The following is a 17243-nucleotide window of genomic DNA, read 5'->3' on the forward strand; positions in this document are numbered from 1 at the left end:
CTCAGACCGTGGGCACGAGAGGGAGCAGCCCGCGCTCGGTGAGCGTGCCGCGAAGATGCGTCACGTCCTCGAGCACGACGTCGGCACCGGCGAGCTCGAGCGCGCGTGCGTCGTGGGCGCCCGTCAGGACGCCGGCGACGAGACCGGCGCCTGCGCGGCGGCCCGACTCGACGTCGCTGATCGTGTCTCCGGCGACAGCGACAGCGGCGACCGACGAGGTCTGCGTGCGGATCAGCGCCGTAAGCACGAGATCGGGTGCCGGACGCCCGCGCCCGGCGTCGACCGGCGAGAGGGCGAGGTCGATGAGCCCGCGCCAGCCCAGACCGTCGATCAGCGCATCGCGGGTGACCGGCGCGAATCCGGTCGTGAGCACGACCCTCAGACCGGCGTCCTTCAGCCCCTGGATCGCATCGGCCGCCCCGGGGATCTCGGTGACCCCCTGCTCGGCCACGATCTCGGCGTAGGCGCCTTCGAATGCGGCCGTCGCGCGCTCGGCGGCGGCACGGTCTCCTGCCGCAAGGTGCGTGAAGACCTCGATCTTGGACTGCCCCATGGTGGCGCGCACGTGCGCGAGCGCGTCATCCCACGGCATCCGATCGGCGACTCCGGTGCGTTCGGCGGCGCGCTGGAACGCCGTCTCGACGACCCCGTCGTCGAGCACGGTCGTGCCGGCCATGTCGAGCACGATGAGTTCGAGCGCCGGTGCCGGAGCTGCGTCGAGCTGAGTGGTCATGGGGTTCCTTCCATTGCAGGTGTCCACCCGAAGGCGGCGGTGAGATTCTCTTCGGCGAGCCCCAGACCCGTGGTCATTCCGATGCCGGTGGTCGCGGCGAGCACCAGCACCCCCTCGTCGACCGTGTCGATGAGGAAGTCCTTCGACGCCTTCGCATACACGCCCTGCCAGCGCTCCAGCACCCGTGGGGCCGGCATCTCGAACAGCGCCTCCGCCTCGGCGAGGAACGCCGTGAACGCGGCCTCGGGTTGGAACGGCTCCGGCGCGGTCGATGTGGCGTGCGAGTCGCCGATGATGAGCGTGCCGTCCGGCAGCTGCGTGTACATCTGATTGAGATCGAGCGCGGCGAGGTCCGGACGCTCCGAATGCAGGCGATCGCGGAGCGCGGCGGTGGCGGCACCGTCGGCGAAGCGTCCGTAGCGGACGAGCGACCACCCGGTCAGCAGCGGGGCGGAGAGCGGATGCCGGAGACTCACCGCTGCACGCATCATGTCGAGAGCGCACCGGACGACGCCTGACCGTTCCGCCACCTCCGGCAGCAGCTGGTCGATGTCGTGATTCGCCGCGATGACGACCGCGCCCGTGGTGATCGCGCCTCTCGTCGTCTCGACGCGGCGTCCGGCGACGGAGGTCGCCGCCGTGCGGAAGCGGAAGTCGACGCCCAGTCCTGCGAGGTGCCGCACGATCGCCGCGGCGGCGGTGCGCGGATCGGTCTGCAGGTCGGTCTCGATGTGCGCTCCGCCGAGGAGTCCCCGGCGACGGAGCGGGGCGAGGCGCAGCAGCTCATCCGCATCGAGCATCCGGATGCCGCCATCTGCCGCCGCCTGCTCGAGCACAGCGATCTCGTCGGCGTGGCGGGCGGCGACCAGTGTCCCCGACTCGCGGATCCAGAACCCCGCATCCTGAGCGAGGCGCAGCCACAGGTCTCTGGACAGGTCCGCGTAGCGCCGGGCCTCCCCCGTCTGCGCGCCGATGCAGAGGTGGCCGAAGTTGCGGATCGTCGCGCCGACGGGAGCATCCGCTCTGTCGACGACGACGACGCTCAGACCCCGCCGCACCGCCGCGTACGCGGCGCCGAGGCCGATGATCCCCGAGCCGACGACCACGAGGTCGACGGAGTCGGTCGAGCCGGCGCGGCCGCTCATCGGAACACCTTGCGCATCCACATCGCGAGCCCTTCGACGACGAGCACGGTGACGAGGATCATCAGCACGATCGCCGTCACGGTCTCATAGCGCGAACCCTGGCTGGCGTTGAGCAGGTAGTACCCGACACCGCCTCCGCCGACGATGCCGAGGATGGTCGCGGCGCGGATGTTCGTGTCGAGCATGTAGAAGCTGTGCCCGATGAGCGCCTGCATGCCCTGCGGCACGGTCGCCGAGGCGTAGGTCTGCAGCCGGGTGGCGCCGACCGCCCGCAGGGCCCGTTCGGGCCCACGGTCGACCTCCTCGAGGGAATCGGCGATCAGCTTGCCGAGCAGACCGATGCCGCCGATGGCCAGCGCGATGACTCCCGCCTGGGCGCCGAGGCCGGTGATGACGACGAGCACGATCGCGAGGATCAGCTCGGGAATGCCGCGGATGCCGACGAGCAGGAAGCGCGCGATGCCCCGCGCTCCCGCTCCGGGTGAGACGTTGCTCGCGGCGAGGGAGCCGAGGATCAGCGACGGCAGCAGCGTGAGCACCGTCGCCGCGAGTGCGATCGCGACCGTGTCTCGCATGGCCGCGATCATCGCCGACGCCTCGTAGCTGCCGAATGACGGCGGCCAGAACTTCGCCGCGACCTCGGGGAGCTTGCCCCAGAAGGTGAAGAAGTCCATCCAGTTGATCTGGTTGACGACGACGCTGCCGATGACGACGAGCACCGCCGTCACGATGCCGGTCGTGTTGCGCACCCGCTCCGCGGTCCACGGTCGACGCACGGCGGTCTGCGGGCTGGCCGCCCACTCCGGGCGCTCCGTCGTCGCCGCGCCCGTCGCCCCGCGCAGTCGCGGGTGGATGATGCGGTCGATCCACGACCGCGTCTGCCGCTGCTGGCCGAGCATTGCCCCGCGCACCAGGCTCGACACGATCTCCATCACGACGCACAGGACGAAGATGACCAGGGCGATGCCGAGGCCCTTGCCGTAGTTCAGCGACTTGAAGGCGTAGGACATCTCGAGTCCGAGGCCGGCCACGCCCACGTAGCCGAGCACGACGCTGCCGCGCAGGTTGATGTCGTTGCGGTGCAGCACCGTCGCGACCCAGCTCGGCAGCACCTGGGGAAGGATTCCTGAGGCGAACTCCTGCATCTTCGATCCGCCCGCGGCGCGGATCGCGAGCCGGGGGCCCTCGTCGATCTGCTCGATCGCGTCGGCGAACATCTTCGAGATCATCCCGATCGAATGGATGCCGATGGCGAGGATGCCGGGCAGGGTGCCGAGCGAGAACATGAGAACGAACGCCATCGCGAGCACGACGTCCGGCAGCGCTCGGGTGAGCACTCCCACGAACCGCGCGGCGGCACGCCATCCGTTGCCGGGGGTCGTGTTGGAGGCTGCGAGGTAGGCGATCGGCACCGACAGGGCGGCGGCGAGCAACGTGCCGACGAGCACGAGCCCGACGGTGAGGGCGATCAGCCAGGCGAGGTCGGCCGGTTCAGGGAACGAGAGGCCGCCGACTCGGGCCATGAAGTTCTCGGCGTTGCCCCAGCTCTGCACCATCGCCGGGATCGAGATGCCGACCTCGTCGACCGCGAGGATGCCGAGCACCAGGAGCGCCAGCAGCGTCAGCCCGGCGGCGATGCGCTCGGCGGAGATCGGGCGGCGAGGAGCTCGATCGGCGACACTCGTGCGTGCGGGGGTCGCGTGCGCCCGCGGCGGGTCCGAGAGGACGGTCATGAGGCCCGCGCCTTGTCGAGCTGGGCGACGTCGACCGTGATCTCGGTGAGTTCGTCCTGCACGGCGCGGATCTCTGCGGTGGTCGTGGCGACGCGGCCGTAGATCTCCATGACCTCGGCCTTGGTCAGGTCGCCGGTCGGGGTGTCGAGCACGATCTCGCCGTGGCGCAGCCCCACGATGCGGTCGGCCCACGAGATCGCGAGGTCGACCTGGTGCAGGCTGCAGACGACCGTGAGCCCCTCGTCGGCGGCGATCTCACGGATCAGTGCCATCACCTGGTCGCTGGACTCCGGGTCGAGGGATGCGACGGGCTCGTCGGCGAGCAGGATGTCGGGCTTCTGCATCAGGGCGCGGGCGATCGCGACGCGCTGCTGCTGGCCGCCTGAGAGGGTGTCGCTGCGCTGATAGGCCCGGTCGAGCAGCCCGACGCGATCGAGGTGCTCGAGGGCGCGCAGCTTCGCCGCCTTCGAGTAGCCCCACAGGCCGAGCCGCGGGCCGCGGACCTCCGACAGAGATCCGGTGAGCACGTTCTCGAGCACCGTCAGCGAGGGCACGAGCTCGAACTGCTGGAAGATGAATCCCACCCGGCTGCGGAGGGCGCGCAGCGCCTTGCCCTTGAGCGTCGGGACCTTCGCGCCGAGCACCTCGATCTCGCCCGAGGTCGGCACCTCGAGACCGTCGAGGTGCCGCAGCAGCGTCGACTTGCCCGAGCCGGAGAGCCCGAGCAGCACGACGATCTCGCCGCGTGAGACCTGCAGCGATGCGTTCTTCAGCGCGGTGGTCGAGCCGAAGGTCTTCGTCACACCGTCCAGGCGGATGAGGGCATCGGTTGCCGTGTTCATGTCAGTTCTCCAGGGTCGTGGCGTCGAGCGTGATTCTTGCGGGTGAGCGCCCCGCGCTCCGCTGCTCCGGGGTGGGAGCACACTGCGGAACGGGGGCGCTCGGCTGACGCTGCGGTCAGCGATCGGGCGTCAGCCCTGGCACTGCTCCGCTTCGGTCTCCTTGCAGATGTCGCGGATCAGGTCGTAGTACGCGTCGTCGACGGGCTTGGTGGCGTAGAACACGCTGCGGAACGCATCAGTGTCCGCGCCCTCGATGCCGGCGGCGATGATGTCGTCGATCGTGATCTCGGAGAGTCCGTCGATGAGCTCCTGCGCGACGTCGTCCGGCAGAGTCGACGAGTAGACGAGCGGCGCTCCGGGGACCATGGTCTCGTCGATGACCTTGACGGCATCCGACTTCTCGACCTCGGAGTCCTCGGCGAATCCGACCTCGCACTCGACGCCTTCGCCGACCTTCTGCACGCTCACGTCATGCTTGCCCGCGAAGACGGGCGTGATGTCGGTCTTGGGGTCGATGCCCGCCTCGAGCAGGTTGTAGGAGGGGAAGAGGTATCCCGACGTCGACGAGGGATCGACGAAGCAGACCTTCTTGCCGGCGAAGTCCTCGATGCTCGAGATGTCGCTGTCGGCAGGCACGATGGCCTGGGAGTAGTACCCGGGCTCCTGGCCCTCCTCGGTCACGATCGAGGAGATCGGGGTGAGCTTCGCGCCGTTGTTCGTGGCGGTGACGTAGGTGAAACCCGAGAACGAGGCGACATCGACCTTGCCGGCGACCGCGGCCTCGATGAGCGCCGCGTAGTCGGTGGACTCGTGGTACTCCACCGTCTTGCCGGTGATCTCGGCGATGTAGTCCATGAGCGGCTGGTAGTTCGTCTCGGTGTCGACCGAGTCGGGCACGACGCCGAAGACGAGCGTGTTCTCGTCGACGGCGAATCCGCCGGCGGCCGATGATGCGTCGGCACCGGACGCGCCGGTGGCCTCTGCGGAGCCGGAGCAGGCGGCGAGGCCGAGCGCGAGGATCGCGGCGCCGGCGAGTACGGGGAGAGCGCGGAGCTTCATGAGGACCTTTCGGAGTGGGAGGGGTGATCCACGAGCCACTCTGACAGGACAACAGCCAAGATATGTACCTAACTTGGAAGAGTTCAAGGTCCGTTCACCCGAGCTTTCCTCGGATGAACGGCGAGGGAACGCGCAACCGTTCCACCTCGATAGCGAAGTAGTATGCCTATGTGGCCGAAGCTGTATACACCCAGATCGCAGACGACCTCCGCGCGCAGATCGCGGCGGGCACCCTGCGCCCCGGCGACGACGTGCCGACCGAGGCGGAGCTCGCCGAACGGTGGCGCACCTCGCGGGGTCCGATCAGGAACGCTCTCGCCGCCCTGCGCGGAGAGGGCCTGATCGAGACGGGGCGGGGACGCCCCGCGCGGGTCGTGTCGCGCAAGGCCAGCCAGGCGGTCGATGTGTCGGTGCCGTTCACTCGCTGGGCCCGCGATCTCGGGGTGACTCCGGGCGCGCAGACGCAGGAGTTGAGCCTTCGCAGGGCCGGTGACCGCGCAGAACTGCTCGGAGTGTCGCCCGACGACACGGTCGTCAGCGTCGTGCGACTGCGCCTGCTCGACGGCCGGCCGACGATGCTCGAGCGGCTCTTCTACACCGAGGCAGTAGGACGACGACTGCTCGACGTCGACACGGACGAGATCTCGATCACGGAGTACCTCGGGTCGGTGGGACACCCGATCGTCGGGCTCGAGCACCAGATCGACGCCGTCGCCGCCGACGAGCAGGATGCCGCCCTGCTGCGCGTGCCGCAGGGAACGCCGATCCTTCGACTCAGCCGCATCTCCCGTGATGCGGGCGGGCGCATCTTCGAGGCATCCGAAGATCGCTACCTCAGCGAGGTGGTGCGGTTCACGGTCGCGGCGTCGGGGATCTCGACGGACGGGCACTACATGCGTGCGGTGGGCGGCTGACAGCCGGCCAGTCGATCGGCATCGATTCCTCGAGGTGACTCGTCGGAAGAAGCCGATCGCGAGCGCGATGGGGATCAGATTCCAAAGACCGCGCTCGCGATCACAGCGCTGGGGATGCGCTATTTCTGGGGTATACCCAATGTAAGCGCCCGGCTACACCATGGAACACGGTCTATAGTCGAGATCTACCCTGGACTTTCGTCTAGGTTTCACGTCGAAAACCCCGGAATTCCGCGGATCTGGCTCCCAGCGTACCGGAATACCGATACGCAATCCCCTGCCATTTTCAAGCCGGGATGCTGGGATGCCGGAGGCGTCAGACGATCGGCAGCAGCGCCGAGACGACCCAGCGGCCGTCGACTTCGCCGGCGTTGAATTCGCCGCTGGCACCGAGAACCCGTTCGGCCATGCGGCCGATGCCCGTGCGGCTCGAGGAGAGCTCGCGACGCGGCGTGATGGAGAGCGGACTGCTCACCGCCATCTTCGCGGCGTCGTCGTCGATGTCGAATCGGATCTCGACTTCGCCCGCGCCGGCGTACTTGAGGACGTTGGTGGCGGACTCTCGCATGATGCGCGCGAGGATGATCTCGGCGGCCCGCGGGACGCGCTCATCGGAAGGGTCGCCGATGACGGCCACGGCATGGCCGGCGGCTTCGAACTCCTGCGCGGCCTCCTCGACGGAGGCCACCAGATCACCGGAGGGCATTCCCTCGGAGCGGGGTCCGTCGTCTGCGAGGTCGATCACGAAGCGGAGGTCGGTCATCGCCTTGCGTGCGGCGATGCGAATCGCCTCCTGCGAATCTCTGCTCGTGCGATCGTCGTCGAGCATCTGCACGTGCAGCGCCACCACGGTGAGGTGGTGCGCGATGCTGTCGTGCAGCTCGCCGGCGATCCAGCGCCGCTCAGCGAGTACTGCCTGGCGTTCCTGCTCGGCCTTCTCGGCCAGTTGCATCTCTAGCGTCCGCCCTCGAGCGAATGCCAGGCGAAGCGCATAGCCGACGGCTCCGGATACTGCGGCGCCGACCAGGAAGATGCCGATGTTGAACGCATCCGTCGAATCGCCCATGGCGACCAACGCGGATGCGACGAGGAAGACTCCGACATAGGACAGGACCAGTGAGGTCCACCCCAGGCGCACGATCAAGCCGGCCGCGAAAGCGGCGACGGTCAGCACCTGGGCTTCGATGCCGGGGATGAAGGATAGGGCGAACACGACGCCGAGGGCGTATGTCGCGATGAGTGGCGACCAGAGGAAGAGGCCGAGGACTGCAGTGGATGCGATCCCGATTGCCGCTGTCAGAGGCTCCAACCCCGGAGGGAGGAACAGTCCGACGATGTCGAAGATGACGATGGTCCCGACGACCGCCAAAACGGCGATGCGTTCTATCGTGCTGAGCTTCTCGCCCCTGCCGAGTCGGGTGACGTCAGAGCGGTCACCCGTCGAAAGACTTGAAGCCATACTTCAGTATCTCCTTTTCGCCATATATATTAGCGGTAGAAGCCGAAGAAGTGACCAACCTGGTTCCAGAAAGACATATACGTTCACCTCCTTTATTGCACTTTTGACTAGCGATGTACTCATCTTCTCGGTGATCTGCGAGCAGCACATCTGTCTCACGGCTACACCTCGATAGCCAAAGGTCTAATACCTCGCGCCGCAGGTAGACCCCGGTTAGGCTTCCTCCATGTCCCAAATCCGCGTCGTGATCGTCGATGACGATCCCCTGGTGCGCTCAGCGCTCTCTCACTTCGTCTCCCGCGACCCGGAGATCACGGTGATCGCCGAGGCGGAGTCCGGGCTCGAGGGCATCGAGGTCGTGGAACGCGAGCGTCCCGACGTCGTGATGATGGACGTGCAGATGCCGGAGATGAACGGCATCGAGGCGACGGCGGTGATCAGCGAACGCTGGCCTGAGATCAAGATCCTCGCGGTCACCACGCTGGACGGCAGCGATACCGTGCTTCCGATGCTCAGCGCAGGTGCGTCGGGCTATCTGCTGAAGGACTCGAGCGCGGCGAGCATTCTCGAGGGTGTGCGAGAGGTGTACAGCGGAGCGAGCTCGCTGTCGCCGCGGATCGCGTCGCTGCTGATCAAGCACGTGCGGGATACGGAGCCCGTCGGGGGCGACGACACCCTGGAGGCGCTCACGGATCGCGAGCAGGAGGTGCTGCAGCGACTCGCGCAGGGGATGTCCAACGCCGAGATCGCGCGCACACTGATCGTGTCGGAGGGAACCGTGAAGGCCCACCTCGGCCGCATCATGTCGAAGTGGCACGTGCGCGATCGCGTGCAGATCCTCGTCACGGCAGCGCACGCCGGGCTGGTCGACTTCCGCTGAGGCGGGACCGCTGACCGGCGAGACCGCTGACCGGCGAGACCGCTGACCGGCGAGATCGCTGACCGGCGGGATCATTGGAGTGAGACTGCTGAGGCGAGCCCGTTGAGCCGGGCACTGTGAGTCTGGCCCGCTGGGGCTGGCCCGCTGAGTCCGGCCCGCTGTTCGGGATCAGCAGCACTTGCCGTGAGGATGCCGCCGCGTATCACCCGGTTCGAACGAGGCGCCTTCGGTCACGGTCCGCGGGGAGGCTGTGTTGTGGGGTGCGCCAGCGTTGGTCGGGGTCCCACCAGTTCGGTCCACGGACTTCGGGGAGCCCGTGGTTCATGCGGATCTCCCACTGCGAGCTGCCCAGGGATCGGTGGTGCCACCAGCACAGAGGCACACCGTTGTCGGTGTGGGTCGGCCCACCGCGGGCGTGTTCGGTGACGTGATGGATCTCGCACCAGGATGCGGGCACGTGACACCCGGGGATGAGGCATTCCTTGTCGCGGGCGATGATCGCCCGGCGTTGATGCACGGTGAACACGCGGTCGGTGGTGCTGATCCCGATGATGCGCCCCTCGTCCAGGAGCACCCGCTGGATCGCCCCCGCACATGCGGTCTGCGCCGCGACGGACACAGGCACATGCGCACCGGATCCAGGGATCGTCGCCCACCCGCCGCTGCCCGCACCACCACCCGCGCCGGCGATGCCCGCACCGAAAGCAGAACCTTCCGCATGGTGGGCGAGGTCTGTCGCGTTAACGGTGACGACGAGCACCGGGGAGGCACCACCGAGCGTGGGCATGTCCTTGTGACGGGCGGCTATCGCGAGAGCGGCGGCGAGAGCATCGTGGCGTTTCTGCGACGCGGTGCGATCATCGAGCACGCTGCGCTCATCCACATTGAACGGATCAACACCCGGGTCAGCACCTGTGTCTGTGTGACCGGTGTCACCGCTGGGGGTGAAGAACACTCCCGGCATGGGCGGGCCGTCACCCTTCGGGTTCAGCATCGCGTCCAGGATCAGCTGCAACTGCGCCGCGGCATCCGGAGTCAGATACCCCCGGATCGCATGCATCCCGTCCGTGAGACGACCGATCGTGATCCCGCGCTTGCGCCGCGCGTCCTCATCCTTCGGCTCCTCCCCGTCCGGGTCGAGCATCGAGGCGAGATCCTCCGCAAGAGCTTTCAGATCCTGCACCGTCGGCGCCGGACCAGAATCCGCGCCCCCGCCGATCCCGTGCCCGCGGGCGCACCCCGCCAACGCCACATCCGCCGCCAACCGCTGATCCACGCTCAACCGGTCCCACACCCGCTCGATCGGGCCCGTCGCCGCCAGAAACCCCGTGACACCCACCACACCATCCAACAAGGCCACGCGCATCTCCGACCACCGCGCCGGCATCCGCTCCCCCGCCAGACTCACCGGCCGGCGCACCAGATCGACGACCCTGTCGACCCGGGACGCACCCCGCACATCCACGCCCACCATCCGCTGCACCAGCTCGTTCACCCCGCGACACCCTGCCGCATGCGGAAAATCCGCAGGATCCCCGGTCGCCACGGTCTCCACGATCACCGCCTCGGCCCGCCGGAACACCGCCCCCGCCGCCTGCAGCACCGCGACACGCTCCGCATCGCTCAACCCCGCCAACGCGTCATCACACGGCACCGCATCAAGGTCAGCGACGACCCGACCCAGACGCTCCACGATGCTGTTCATACCCTCGAGTCAACACGGGGCCACCGACATTCGACCCCCGAAACCAGTCCGATTTAGACCAGATCAGAGCACGTATTCCAATCTCCCGGAATGCCGCACAACGCAGGCACAAGAGGAGCGGAGAGACCAGTCAACGAGGGCAGAAGAGACAAGAGGAACGAGGAACGAGACACGAGGAACGAGACACGAGACACGAGGAACGAGACACGAGGAACGAGGAACGAGACACGAGGAACGAGACACGAGGAACGAGACACGAGGAACGAGACACGAGGAACGAGACACGAGGAACGAGACACGAGGAACGAGACACGAGACACGAGAAACGAGGAACGAGGAACGAGACACGAGGAACGAGGAACAAGACACGAGGAACGAGGAACAAGGACCCAGACACGAGGAACGAGACCCCAGACCGAGCACCCGTCACGGGGCACTCGATCAGCGCCGGAGCGGCTCGGCCTTCATGAAGACGTCGACCGCGTCTTCGCGCTCGAGCTCGAAGCCGTGCCTCTCGTACAGCCGTCGCGCCGGACTGCCCTGCAGCACATTGAGGCGGAACGGCCGGTCATCGCCCGCATGACGCGTCTCCAAGGCGTCCGCCAGCACCGCGGAGCCGAGGCCGCGGCCCTGCTGAGCGGGATCGAGGTAGAAGTGCTCGATCCACACCGCGTCGCTCTCGGGCCTCACCGCGATGAGGCCCACGTCCTGCCCGGCAACCACGATCACTCGCGTGTTCTGCGGGACGAACCCATCGAGGAACCGCTGCCGCACACGCACCGGGTCGAAGCGTCCGAGACGCTCCAGATCGGCACGCATGACGATCGCTCGCAGCTCCGACATCCAGTGCGCATCCGACGGACTGCTCTCTCGAAGACCCCACGCGGCGCACACAGCATCCATACAATCACGCAGGCCACGCACCCGGAGAGACCACGACCCCGACCACGACCACGACCACGACCACGACCACGACCACAGAACCACCGCCGCAGAACCACCGCTACAGCGCGAGCAGCACGATCCCGCCCGCGACGACCGCGGACGCGGCGAGACGCCATCCGGGCCTGCTCTCCTTCAGGGCGAAGACACCGAACAGGCTGACCAGCACAACGCTGACCTCGCGCAGCGGCGCGACCAGTGCGACCGGAGCGATCTGGATGGCCGTGAGCACCAGGATGTACGAGAGCGGCGACAGGATGCTGAACGCCACGATGCGCTTCCACTGCGTGCGGCCGAGCGCGCGAACGGCCGCCCATCGGCCTCGGACGCCGAGCGAGTAGAACGGGATCTCGAGCAGCATTGTCCCCACCATGAAGGCGACGGGCGAGAGGTTCCACGTGCGCACGGCGTTGGCGTCCCAGATCGTGTAGACCGCGATCGCGACGCCGGTGAGCAGACCGAACACGAGCCCGGGATCCAGGCGACGCGACCGGTCGGCGCGTCCGCGGTCGACGAGACCGATCGCGACGACTCCGAGGATGATCGCCGCGACGCCGGTGAGCGCGAGGGCCGATGGACGCTCCCCGAGCACCAGCACGGCGACGATCACAGAGAGGAACGGCCCGGTGCCCCGAGCCGTCGCGTAGACGGTCGAGAGGTTGCCTTCGCGATATCCGCGTTGCAGCACCGCCATGTAGGCGACGTGCAGCACACCGGAGACTCCGACGCCGAGCAGGAACGCCAGCACGTCGTCGGTGCCGAGCCCGCCGGTGAACGGCACGACCCCGATCCAGACGGCGGTTCCTCCGACGGCCCCCCACCAGAGGAACGGCGTCCCTGCGCGGCTCACGCCGTGGGCGATGATGTTCCAGGCGGCGTGCGTGACGGCTGCGGCGAGGACGAGAGCGAAGGCGAGAGCGGACATCAGAGACCCTTCCGTTCTTCGCGGGCGCGACGAACAGGGTCCTCCGGGCTTTTGTCCTGTCAGATGACGGCGCTCCTGCGGAGGAGCACCGTGGCGCCGCTCGGACCAGACGGGACGAACCCCGGAACCCTAGGCGCTATCGAGATCGACCGTACCGGCCGATGGTGACGAGAAGGTGAACGACCGCCATCCGACCGTCGCGGAGATCGCGCATCGAGTCGCCGATTACGATCGAAGGACCGCCCCTGCAGGAAGGTCGCTCATGCCCGTCACCCCGGACGCTCTCGCCCACGCCGAGGATCTCGCCGACTTCGTCGCCGCCTCGCCCTCGAGCTATCACGCCGCCGCCGAGGTGGCCCGGCGCCTCGAGGATGCCGGTTTCACGCGGCTCGAAGAGGATCAGGCCTGGGATGTCGCCCCCGGCGGACGCTATGTCGTCGTGCGAGACGGTGCCGCGATCGCGTGGACGGTTCCGGGGGACGCGACCGCGACCACGCCCGCTCACATCCTGGGTGCTCACACCGACTCCCCCGGCTTCAAGCTCAAGCCGCAGCCGACGACCGGTTCGAGGGGCTGGCTGCAGGCGGCCGTCGAGGTGTACGGCGGTCCGCTGCTGAGCTCGTGGCTCGACCGCGAGCTGCGTCTCGCCGGACGGCTGGCCCTCGCCGACGGACGCGTGGTGCTCGCCGACACGGGAGCGCTGCTGCGGCTTCCCCAGCTCGCGATCCACCTCGACCGCGAGGCGAACACGGGCCTCGCGCTCGACAAGCAGTTCCAGACGCAGCCGGTCTGGGGCCTCGGCGACCCGACCCAGGAGGACATCCTGGCCGAGCTCGCCGGTTCGGCCGGCGTCTCGGCATCCGACATCCGCGGTTACGACGTCGTGATCGCCGACACAGCGCGCGGCGCGATCTTCGGCAAGGACCGCGCGTTCTTCGCTTCCGGCCGACTCGACGACCTCGCCTCGGTGCACGCGGGCGTCGTCGCGCTCGAGGAGATCGATACGGCAGTCAGCGGACCGATCGCGATCCTCGCGGCGTTCGACCATGAAGAACTGGGCTCCAACTCCCGCTCCGGCGCGGGCGGCCCCCTGCTCGAAGACATCCTCGGCCGCGTCTACGACGCGCTCGGCGCCGACGCCTCCGAGCGTCGACGCGCGTTCTCCGCGTCGTGGTGCCTGTCGAGCGACGTGGGCCACTCGGTGCACCCGAACTACGTGCACAAGCACGACCCCGTCGTGCAGCCGGTGCTCGGCTCGGGACCAATCCTCAAGCTCAACGCCAACCAGCGCTATGCGACGGATGCCGTCGGCTCCGCCGCCTGGCGCGGCTGGTGCGAGACCGCCGACGTGGTCACGCAGGAGTTCGTGTCGAACAACAACGTGCCGTGCGGCTCGACGATCGGCCCGATCACGGCCACGCGTCTCGGCATCCGCACGGTCGACGTCGGCATCCCGATCCTGTCGATGCACTCGGCGCGCGAGCTCGCCGGCGTCTCGGACCTGCACGACCTCACCCGCGTCGCCGGAGCTTTCTTCGCCGGCTGAGCCCTGCCGACGCCCTCGCGGGCCCTGCGCAGTGCCAGGATGATGGCATGACGGACATCAAGCCTGCTCTCATCGAGCGCGCGGGCATCGAGATCATCCCCGAATCCGAGCGCACCGCGAAGCCGAGCGACCTCTTCTGGCCGTGGTTCGCGGCGAACGTCTCGGTGTTCGGCATGTCGTACGGCTCGTTCGTGCTGGGCTTCGGCATCTCGTTCTGGCAGGCGACCCTCGTGTCGATCATCGGCATCGTCGTGTCGTTCCTGCTGTGCGGACTGATCGCGATCGCCGGCAAGCGCGGTTCGGCGCCCACCATGGTGCTGTCCCGTGCGGCGTTCGGCGTGCAGGGGCAGAAGGTTCCGGGCATCGTCTCGTGGCTGACGTCGATCGGCTGGGAGACGTTCCTCGCGATCATGGCCGTGCTCGCCACGGCCACCGTCATCACGCAGCTCGGAGGTGACGGTGACAGCATCGCGCTGAAGATCACCGCCACCGTGATCGTCGCCGCGCTCATCGTCGCGGCATCCGTGCTCGGCTATCACACGATCATGAAGCTGCAGTCGGTGCTCACCTGGGTCACCGGCATCGTGACAGTGCTCTACATCGTCCTCGCCGCTCCGAGCATCGACATGGCGGCCGTCCTCGCGCGTCCGGACGGCGGGATCGGACAGGTCACCGGCGCACTCGTCATGGTCATGACCGGCTTCGGCCTCGGCTGGATCAACATCGCCGCCGACTGGTCGCGGTACCAGAAGCGCACGGCATCCGACGGGGCGATCGTCCTGTGGAACACGATCGGCGGCTCGGTGGCTCCCGTGATCCTCGTCATCTTCGGTCTGCTGCTCGCCGGATCCGACGACGCGCTCAGCGCGGCGATCGCCGCCGACCCGATCGGCGCGCTCGCGACGATCCTGCCCATCTGGGTGCTCGTTCCGTTCCTGCTCACCGCCGTGCTGGCGCTCGTCTCCGGCGCGGTGCTGGGCATCTACTCCTCGGGCCTCACGCTGCTGAGCCTCGGCATCCGCATCCCCCGCCCGTCCGCGGCGGCGATCGACGGCGTGATCCTCACGATCGGCACGATCTACGTGGTGTTCTTCGCGACCGACTTCCTCGGTCCGTTCCAGAGCTTCCTCATCACGCTGGGCGTGCCGCTGGCGTCATGGGCCGGCATCCTGATCGCCGACATCCTGCGTCGCAAGAAGGACTACGACGACGAGGCGCTCTTCGACAGCCGCGGCCGCTACGGCGCGTGGGACTGGATCTCGATCGGCACGATGGTGATCGCGAGCGTGATCGGCTGGGGCTTCGTGCTCAACGGATTCGCGGATGCGGCGCCGTGGAACAACTGGCAGGGCTACCTGCTCGACCTCGTCGGGGGTGTCGACGGCGACTGGGCCTATGCCAACCTCGGCGTCTTCTTCGCCCTCGTCCTGTCGTTCGTCGTGACCTGGTTCGCGCGGGCCGGAAAGATCCGCGCGCAGGAGGCCTCGGCGTGAGCGACGGTCCCTGGCTGATCGTGATCGACCCTCAGCAGATCTTCGCGTCGCCCGGATCTGCGTGGGGATCGCCGTTCTTCGCCGACACGATGCCGCGCATCCGCGAGCTGGCCACGGCCTTCGGCGACCGCGTGATCGTGACGCGCTGGATGCCGACGGCAGACCGCTCGACCTCGTGGGGCGCCTACTTCGCCGCGTGGCCGTTCGCCGACCAGCCGCCGACGGATCCACTGTTCGACCTCGTCCCCGACGCGGCCGGGCTGTCGCCGCATCCGGCTCTCGACCTGCCGACCTTCGGCAAGTGGGGCGCAGAGATCGAGGCGGTCGTCGGCCGAGGGGCGCACGTCGTGCTGGCGGGTGTCGCGACCGACTGCTGCGTCATCTCGACCGCACTGGCCGCAGCGGATGCCGGAGCGCACGTCACCGTGGTCGGCGATGCCTGCGCGGGATCGACGGCGGAGAATCATGCGGCCGCGATGCAGGTGATGGGTCTCTACCCGCCGCAGATCACGATCAGCGACACCGCCTCCGTGCTGTCGGGGCTCTAGCTCTCCGCGCGCACCGCGGCCGCGATGTCGGCGGGCGACCCCCGCCACGGAGCTCCGTGCCCGGGCAGCACCCATGATGCCGACACGGCAGCCAGCCTGTCGAGAGACGCGATGGCCTCGGTCGGCTCATCCGTGAACGGCGCGGGCTGAGGACCGACCTGCCCCGTCAGCACATGGCGCGTGGTGAGGGCGTCGCCGACGAACACCGCGTCCGCTGCGGGAAAGTGCACCGCGATGCTGCCCGGCGAGTGTCCCGGCATCCCGATGATGACCGGAGATCCCGGCAGGTCGAGCACCTCGCCGTCGGCGACCGTCATGACGTCGGTGACATGGCGCGTGCGCAGCCCGTTCTTGCGCACGCCGTAGGCGAGAAAGCCGAGCAGTGGACCGACGCGAGCGGGTCCCATCGGGGTCTTCGGCTTCTCACCCGTGCGCACGCGGTGCGCGTCGGCGCTGTGGATGAAGATCGGCACGTCTGCTTCGCTGCGCAGCCGCTCGGCGAACCCGATGTGGTCGCTGTCGCCGTGGGTAAGGACGAGACCCCGGATGTCGGAGAGCGGGCGCCCCAGTTCTGCGAGGGTGCGCTGCAGATCGTTCCAGTGGCCGGGCAGCCCGGCGTCGACGAGCGTGATCCCCTCGGGCAGATCGATGAGGTATGACGCGACGATGTCGTTGCCGAGTCGATGCAGGTGCGGTGCGAGCTTCATGGCCGTTCCCTTCGCGGTGGCTTATGATGGCTAGACTACGTAGCTATCATAGCTAATGTCAATAGCCATGAAGGAGACCCGGATGCCGACCCCCGAACGAACCTCGCTGGCGGCCATCATCGACGCCGGTCGCGACATCCTCGAGTCCGCCGGACCCGCGGGACTCACCATGCAGGCGGTCGCCGAGCGAGTGGGCGTCCGCGCACCTTCCCTCTACAAGCGGATCCGCGATCGTGACGCTCTGCTCTCCGCAGTGGCGGAGGCCTCGGCCGACGCGCTGACGGTCAGGCTCGACGCCGCAGGCGACGAGCTCCCCCTCCTCGCCTCCGCCTACCGCACCTTCGCGCACGAACGCCCGCACGCGTTCCGCCTGCTGTTCACCGCCTCCGCGCCCGAAGACGCCCTGCACCGGACGTCTGTTCCGGTGCTGCGCTCATGCGCCGCTCTCGTCGGGCCGGATCGGGCGCTCGATGCGGCCCGGCTCTTCACCTCCTGGGCGACCGGGTTCCTGCAGATGGAACTCGCCGGAGCCTTCCGTCTGGGCGGCGACGTCGACGAGGCGTTCGACTACGCGGTGGAGCGCATACTCGCGGGACTGACCGCCTGAGAGGT

16 protein-coding genes are annotated in these 17243 nt (G+C 68.2%); 6 read left to right on the forward strand and 10 right to left on the reverse strand.

Going from position 1 to position 17243, the window contains the following annotated elements; all coding sequences use genetic code 11:
- Position 1: 1 nt before the first annotated feature.
- The 5 genes from AKG07_RS09150 to AKG07_RS09170 form a co-directional block, all read right to left on the reverse strand.
- Positions 2-733 carry an HAD family hydrolase gene (locus AKG07_RS09150; RefSeq protein ID WP_053097583.1) on the reverse strand — a complete coding sequence of 244 codons (732 nt, stop codon included), beginning with the start codon at positions 731-733 and terminating at the stop codon, positions 2-4.
- A complete protein-coding gene (locus AKG07_RS09155) occupies positions 730-1878 on the reverse strand; it encodes a TIGR03364 family FAD-dependent oxidoreductase (protein WP_053097584.1) in 1149 nt (382 codons plus the stop codon). The genes AKG07_RS09150 and AKG07_RS09155 overlap by 4 nt, the downstream gene beginning before the upstream one ends.
- Positions 1875-3611 (reverse strand): phosphonate ABC transporter, permease protein PhnE, encoded by a 1737-nt coding sequence (gene phnE / locus AKG07_RS09160; protein ID WP_053097585.1) that lies wholly within the window; start codon positions 3609-3611, stop codon positions 1875-1877. Before phnE ends, AKG07_RS09155 begins: the two co-directional genes overlap by 4 nt.
- Positions 3608-4453: a phosphonate ABC transporter ATP-binding protein gene (phnC, locus tag AKG07_RS09165; protein ID WP_053097586.1), complete on the reverse strand. Its 846-nt coding sequence runs from the start codon at positions 4451-4453 to the stop codon at positions 3608-3610. The genes phnE and phnC overlap by 4 nt, the downstream gene beginning before the upstream one ends.
- 129 nt (positions 4454-4582) lie before the next feature.
- On the reverse strand, positions 4583-5512 hold the full coding sequence (locus AKG07_RS09170) for a phosphate/phosphite/phosphonate ABC transporter substrate-binding protein (protein WP_053097587.1): 930 nt from the start codon (positions 5510-5512) through the stop codon (positions 4583-4585).
- Between the two features lie 170 nt (positions 5513-5682).
- Here AKG07_RS09170 and AKG07_RS09175 point away from each other — a divergent pair, with 170 nt between their 5' ends.
- Positions 5683-6426 (forward strand): GntR family transcriptional regulator, encoded by a 744-nt coding sequence (locus AKG07_RS09175; protein WP_053097588.1) that lies wholly within the window; start codon positions 5683-5685, stop codon positions 6424-6426.
- Positions 6427-6742: 316 nt separating this feature from the next.
- Here AKG07_RS09175 and AKG07_RS09180 read toward each other — a convergent pair whose 3' ends face one another.
- Positions 6743-7885 carry a sensor histidine kinase gene (locus AKG07_RS09180; RefSeq protein WP_053097589.1) on the reverse strand — a complete coding sequence of 381 codons (1143 nt, stop codon included), beginning with the start codon at positions 7883-7885 and terminating at the stop codon, positions 6743-6745.
- Positions 7886-8111: 226 nt separating this feature from the next.
- Between AKG07_RS09180 and AKG07_RS09185 the strand changes: the two genes are divergently transcribed.
- The gene (locus AKG07_RS09185; protein WP_222839407.1) at positions 8112-8765 is read left to right on the forward strand and encodes a response regulator; all 654 of its coding nucleotides are present in this window, start codon (positions 8112-8114) and stop codon (positions 8763-8765) included.
- Between the two features lie 202 nt (positions 8766-8967).
- Here the strand turns inward: AKG07_RS09185 and AKG07_RS09190 are convergent, their stop codons facing one another.
- The 3 genes from AKG07_RS09190 to AKG07_RS09200 all read right to left on the reverse strand — a co-directional run bounded on the left by AKG07_RS09190 (position 8968) and on the right by AKG07_RS09200 (position 12337).
- Positions 8968-10470: an HNH endonuclease signature motif containing protein gene (locus AKG07_RS09190; RefSeq protein ID WP_053097591.1), complete on the reverse strand. Its 1503-nt coding sequence runs from the start codon at positions 10468-10470 to the stop codon at positions 8968-8970.
- A 441-nt stretch (positions 10471-10911) separates the two neighbouring features.
- Positions 10912-11313 carry a GNAT family N-acetyltransferase gene (locus tag AKG07_RS09195; protein ID WP_308418025.1) on the reverse strand — a complete coding sequence of 134 codons (402 nt, stop codon included), beginning with the start codon at positions 11311-11313 and terminating at the stop codon, positions 10912-10914.
- 160 nt (positions 11314-11473) lie between these two features.
- Positions 11474-12337: an EamA family transporter gene (locus AKG07_RS09200; protein ID WP_053097593.1), complete on the reverse strand. Its 864-nt coding sequence runs from the start codon at positions 12335-12337 to the stop codon at positions 11474-11476.
- Between the two features lie 262 nt (positions 12338-12599).
- Here AKG07_RS09200 and AKG07_RS09205 point away from each other — a divergent pair, with 262 nt between their 5' ends.
- The 3 genes from AKG07_RS09205 to AKG07_RS09215 are packed head-to-tail and all read left to right on the forward strand — an operon-like array spanning position 12600 to position 15924.
- Positions 12600-13883, forward strand: a complete 1284-nt coding sequence (locus tag AKG07_RS09205; RefSeq protein WP_053099226.1) for a M18 family aminopeptidase — start codon at positions 12600-12602, stop codon at positions 13881-13883.
- A 47-nt stretch (positions 13884-13930) separates the two neighbouring features.
- Positions 13931-15376: a purine-cytosine permease family protein gene (locus tag AKG07_RS09210; protein ID WP_053097594.1), complete on the forward strand. Its 1446-nt coding sequence runs from the start codon at positions 13931-13933 to the stop codon at positions 15374-15376.
- Entirely contained in the window at positions 15373-15924 is a 552-nt protein-coding gene (locus tag AKG07_RS09215; protein ID WP_053097595.1) for a cysteine hydrolase family protein, read from the forward strand. Before AKG07_RS09210 ends, AKG07_RS09215 begins: the two co-directional genes overlap by 4 nt.
- Here the strand turns inward: AKG07_RS09215 and AKG07_RS09220 are convergent.
- A complete protein-coding gene (locus AKG07_RS09220; protein WP_053097596.1) occupies positions 15921-16631 on the reverse strand; it encodes an MBL fold metallo-hydrolase in 711 nt (236 codons plus the stop codon). The two genes, AKG07_RS09215 and AKG07_RS09220, sit on opposite strands and share 4 nt — an antisense overlap.
- 82 nt (positions 16632-16713) lie before the next feature.
- Between AKG07_RS09220 and AKG07_RS09225 the strand changes: the two genes are divergently transcribed.
- Positions 16714-17238, forward strand: coding sequence for a TetR/AcrR family transcriptional regulator (locus tag AKG07_RS09225; RefSeq protein ID WP_053097597.1), 525 nt, complete (start codon positions 16714-16716; stop codon positions 17236-17238).
- The last annotated feature ends 5 nt before the right edge of the window (positions 17239-17243 follow it).

Origin of the sequence: Microbacterium sp. CGR1 (assembly GCF_001266755.1) — a bacterium.
GTDB lineage: Bacteria > Actinomycetota > Actinomycetes > Actinomycetales > Microbacteriaceae > Microbacterium.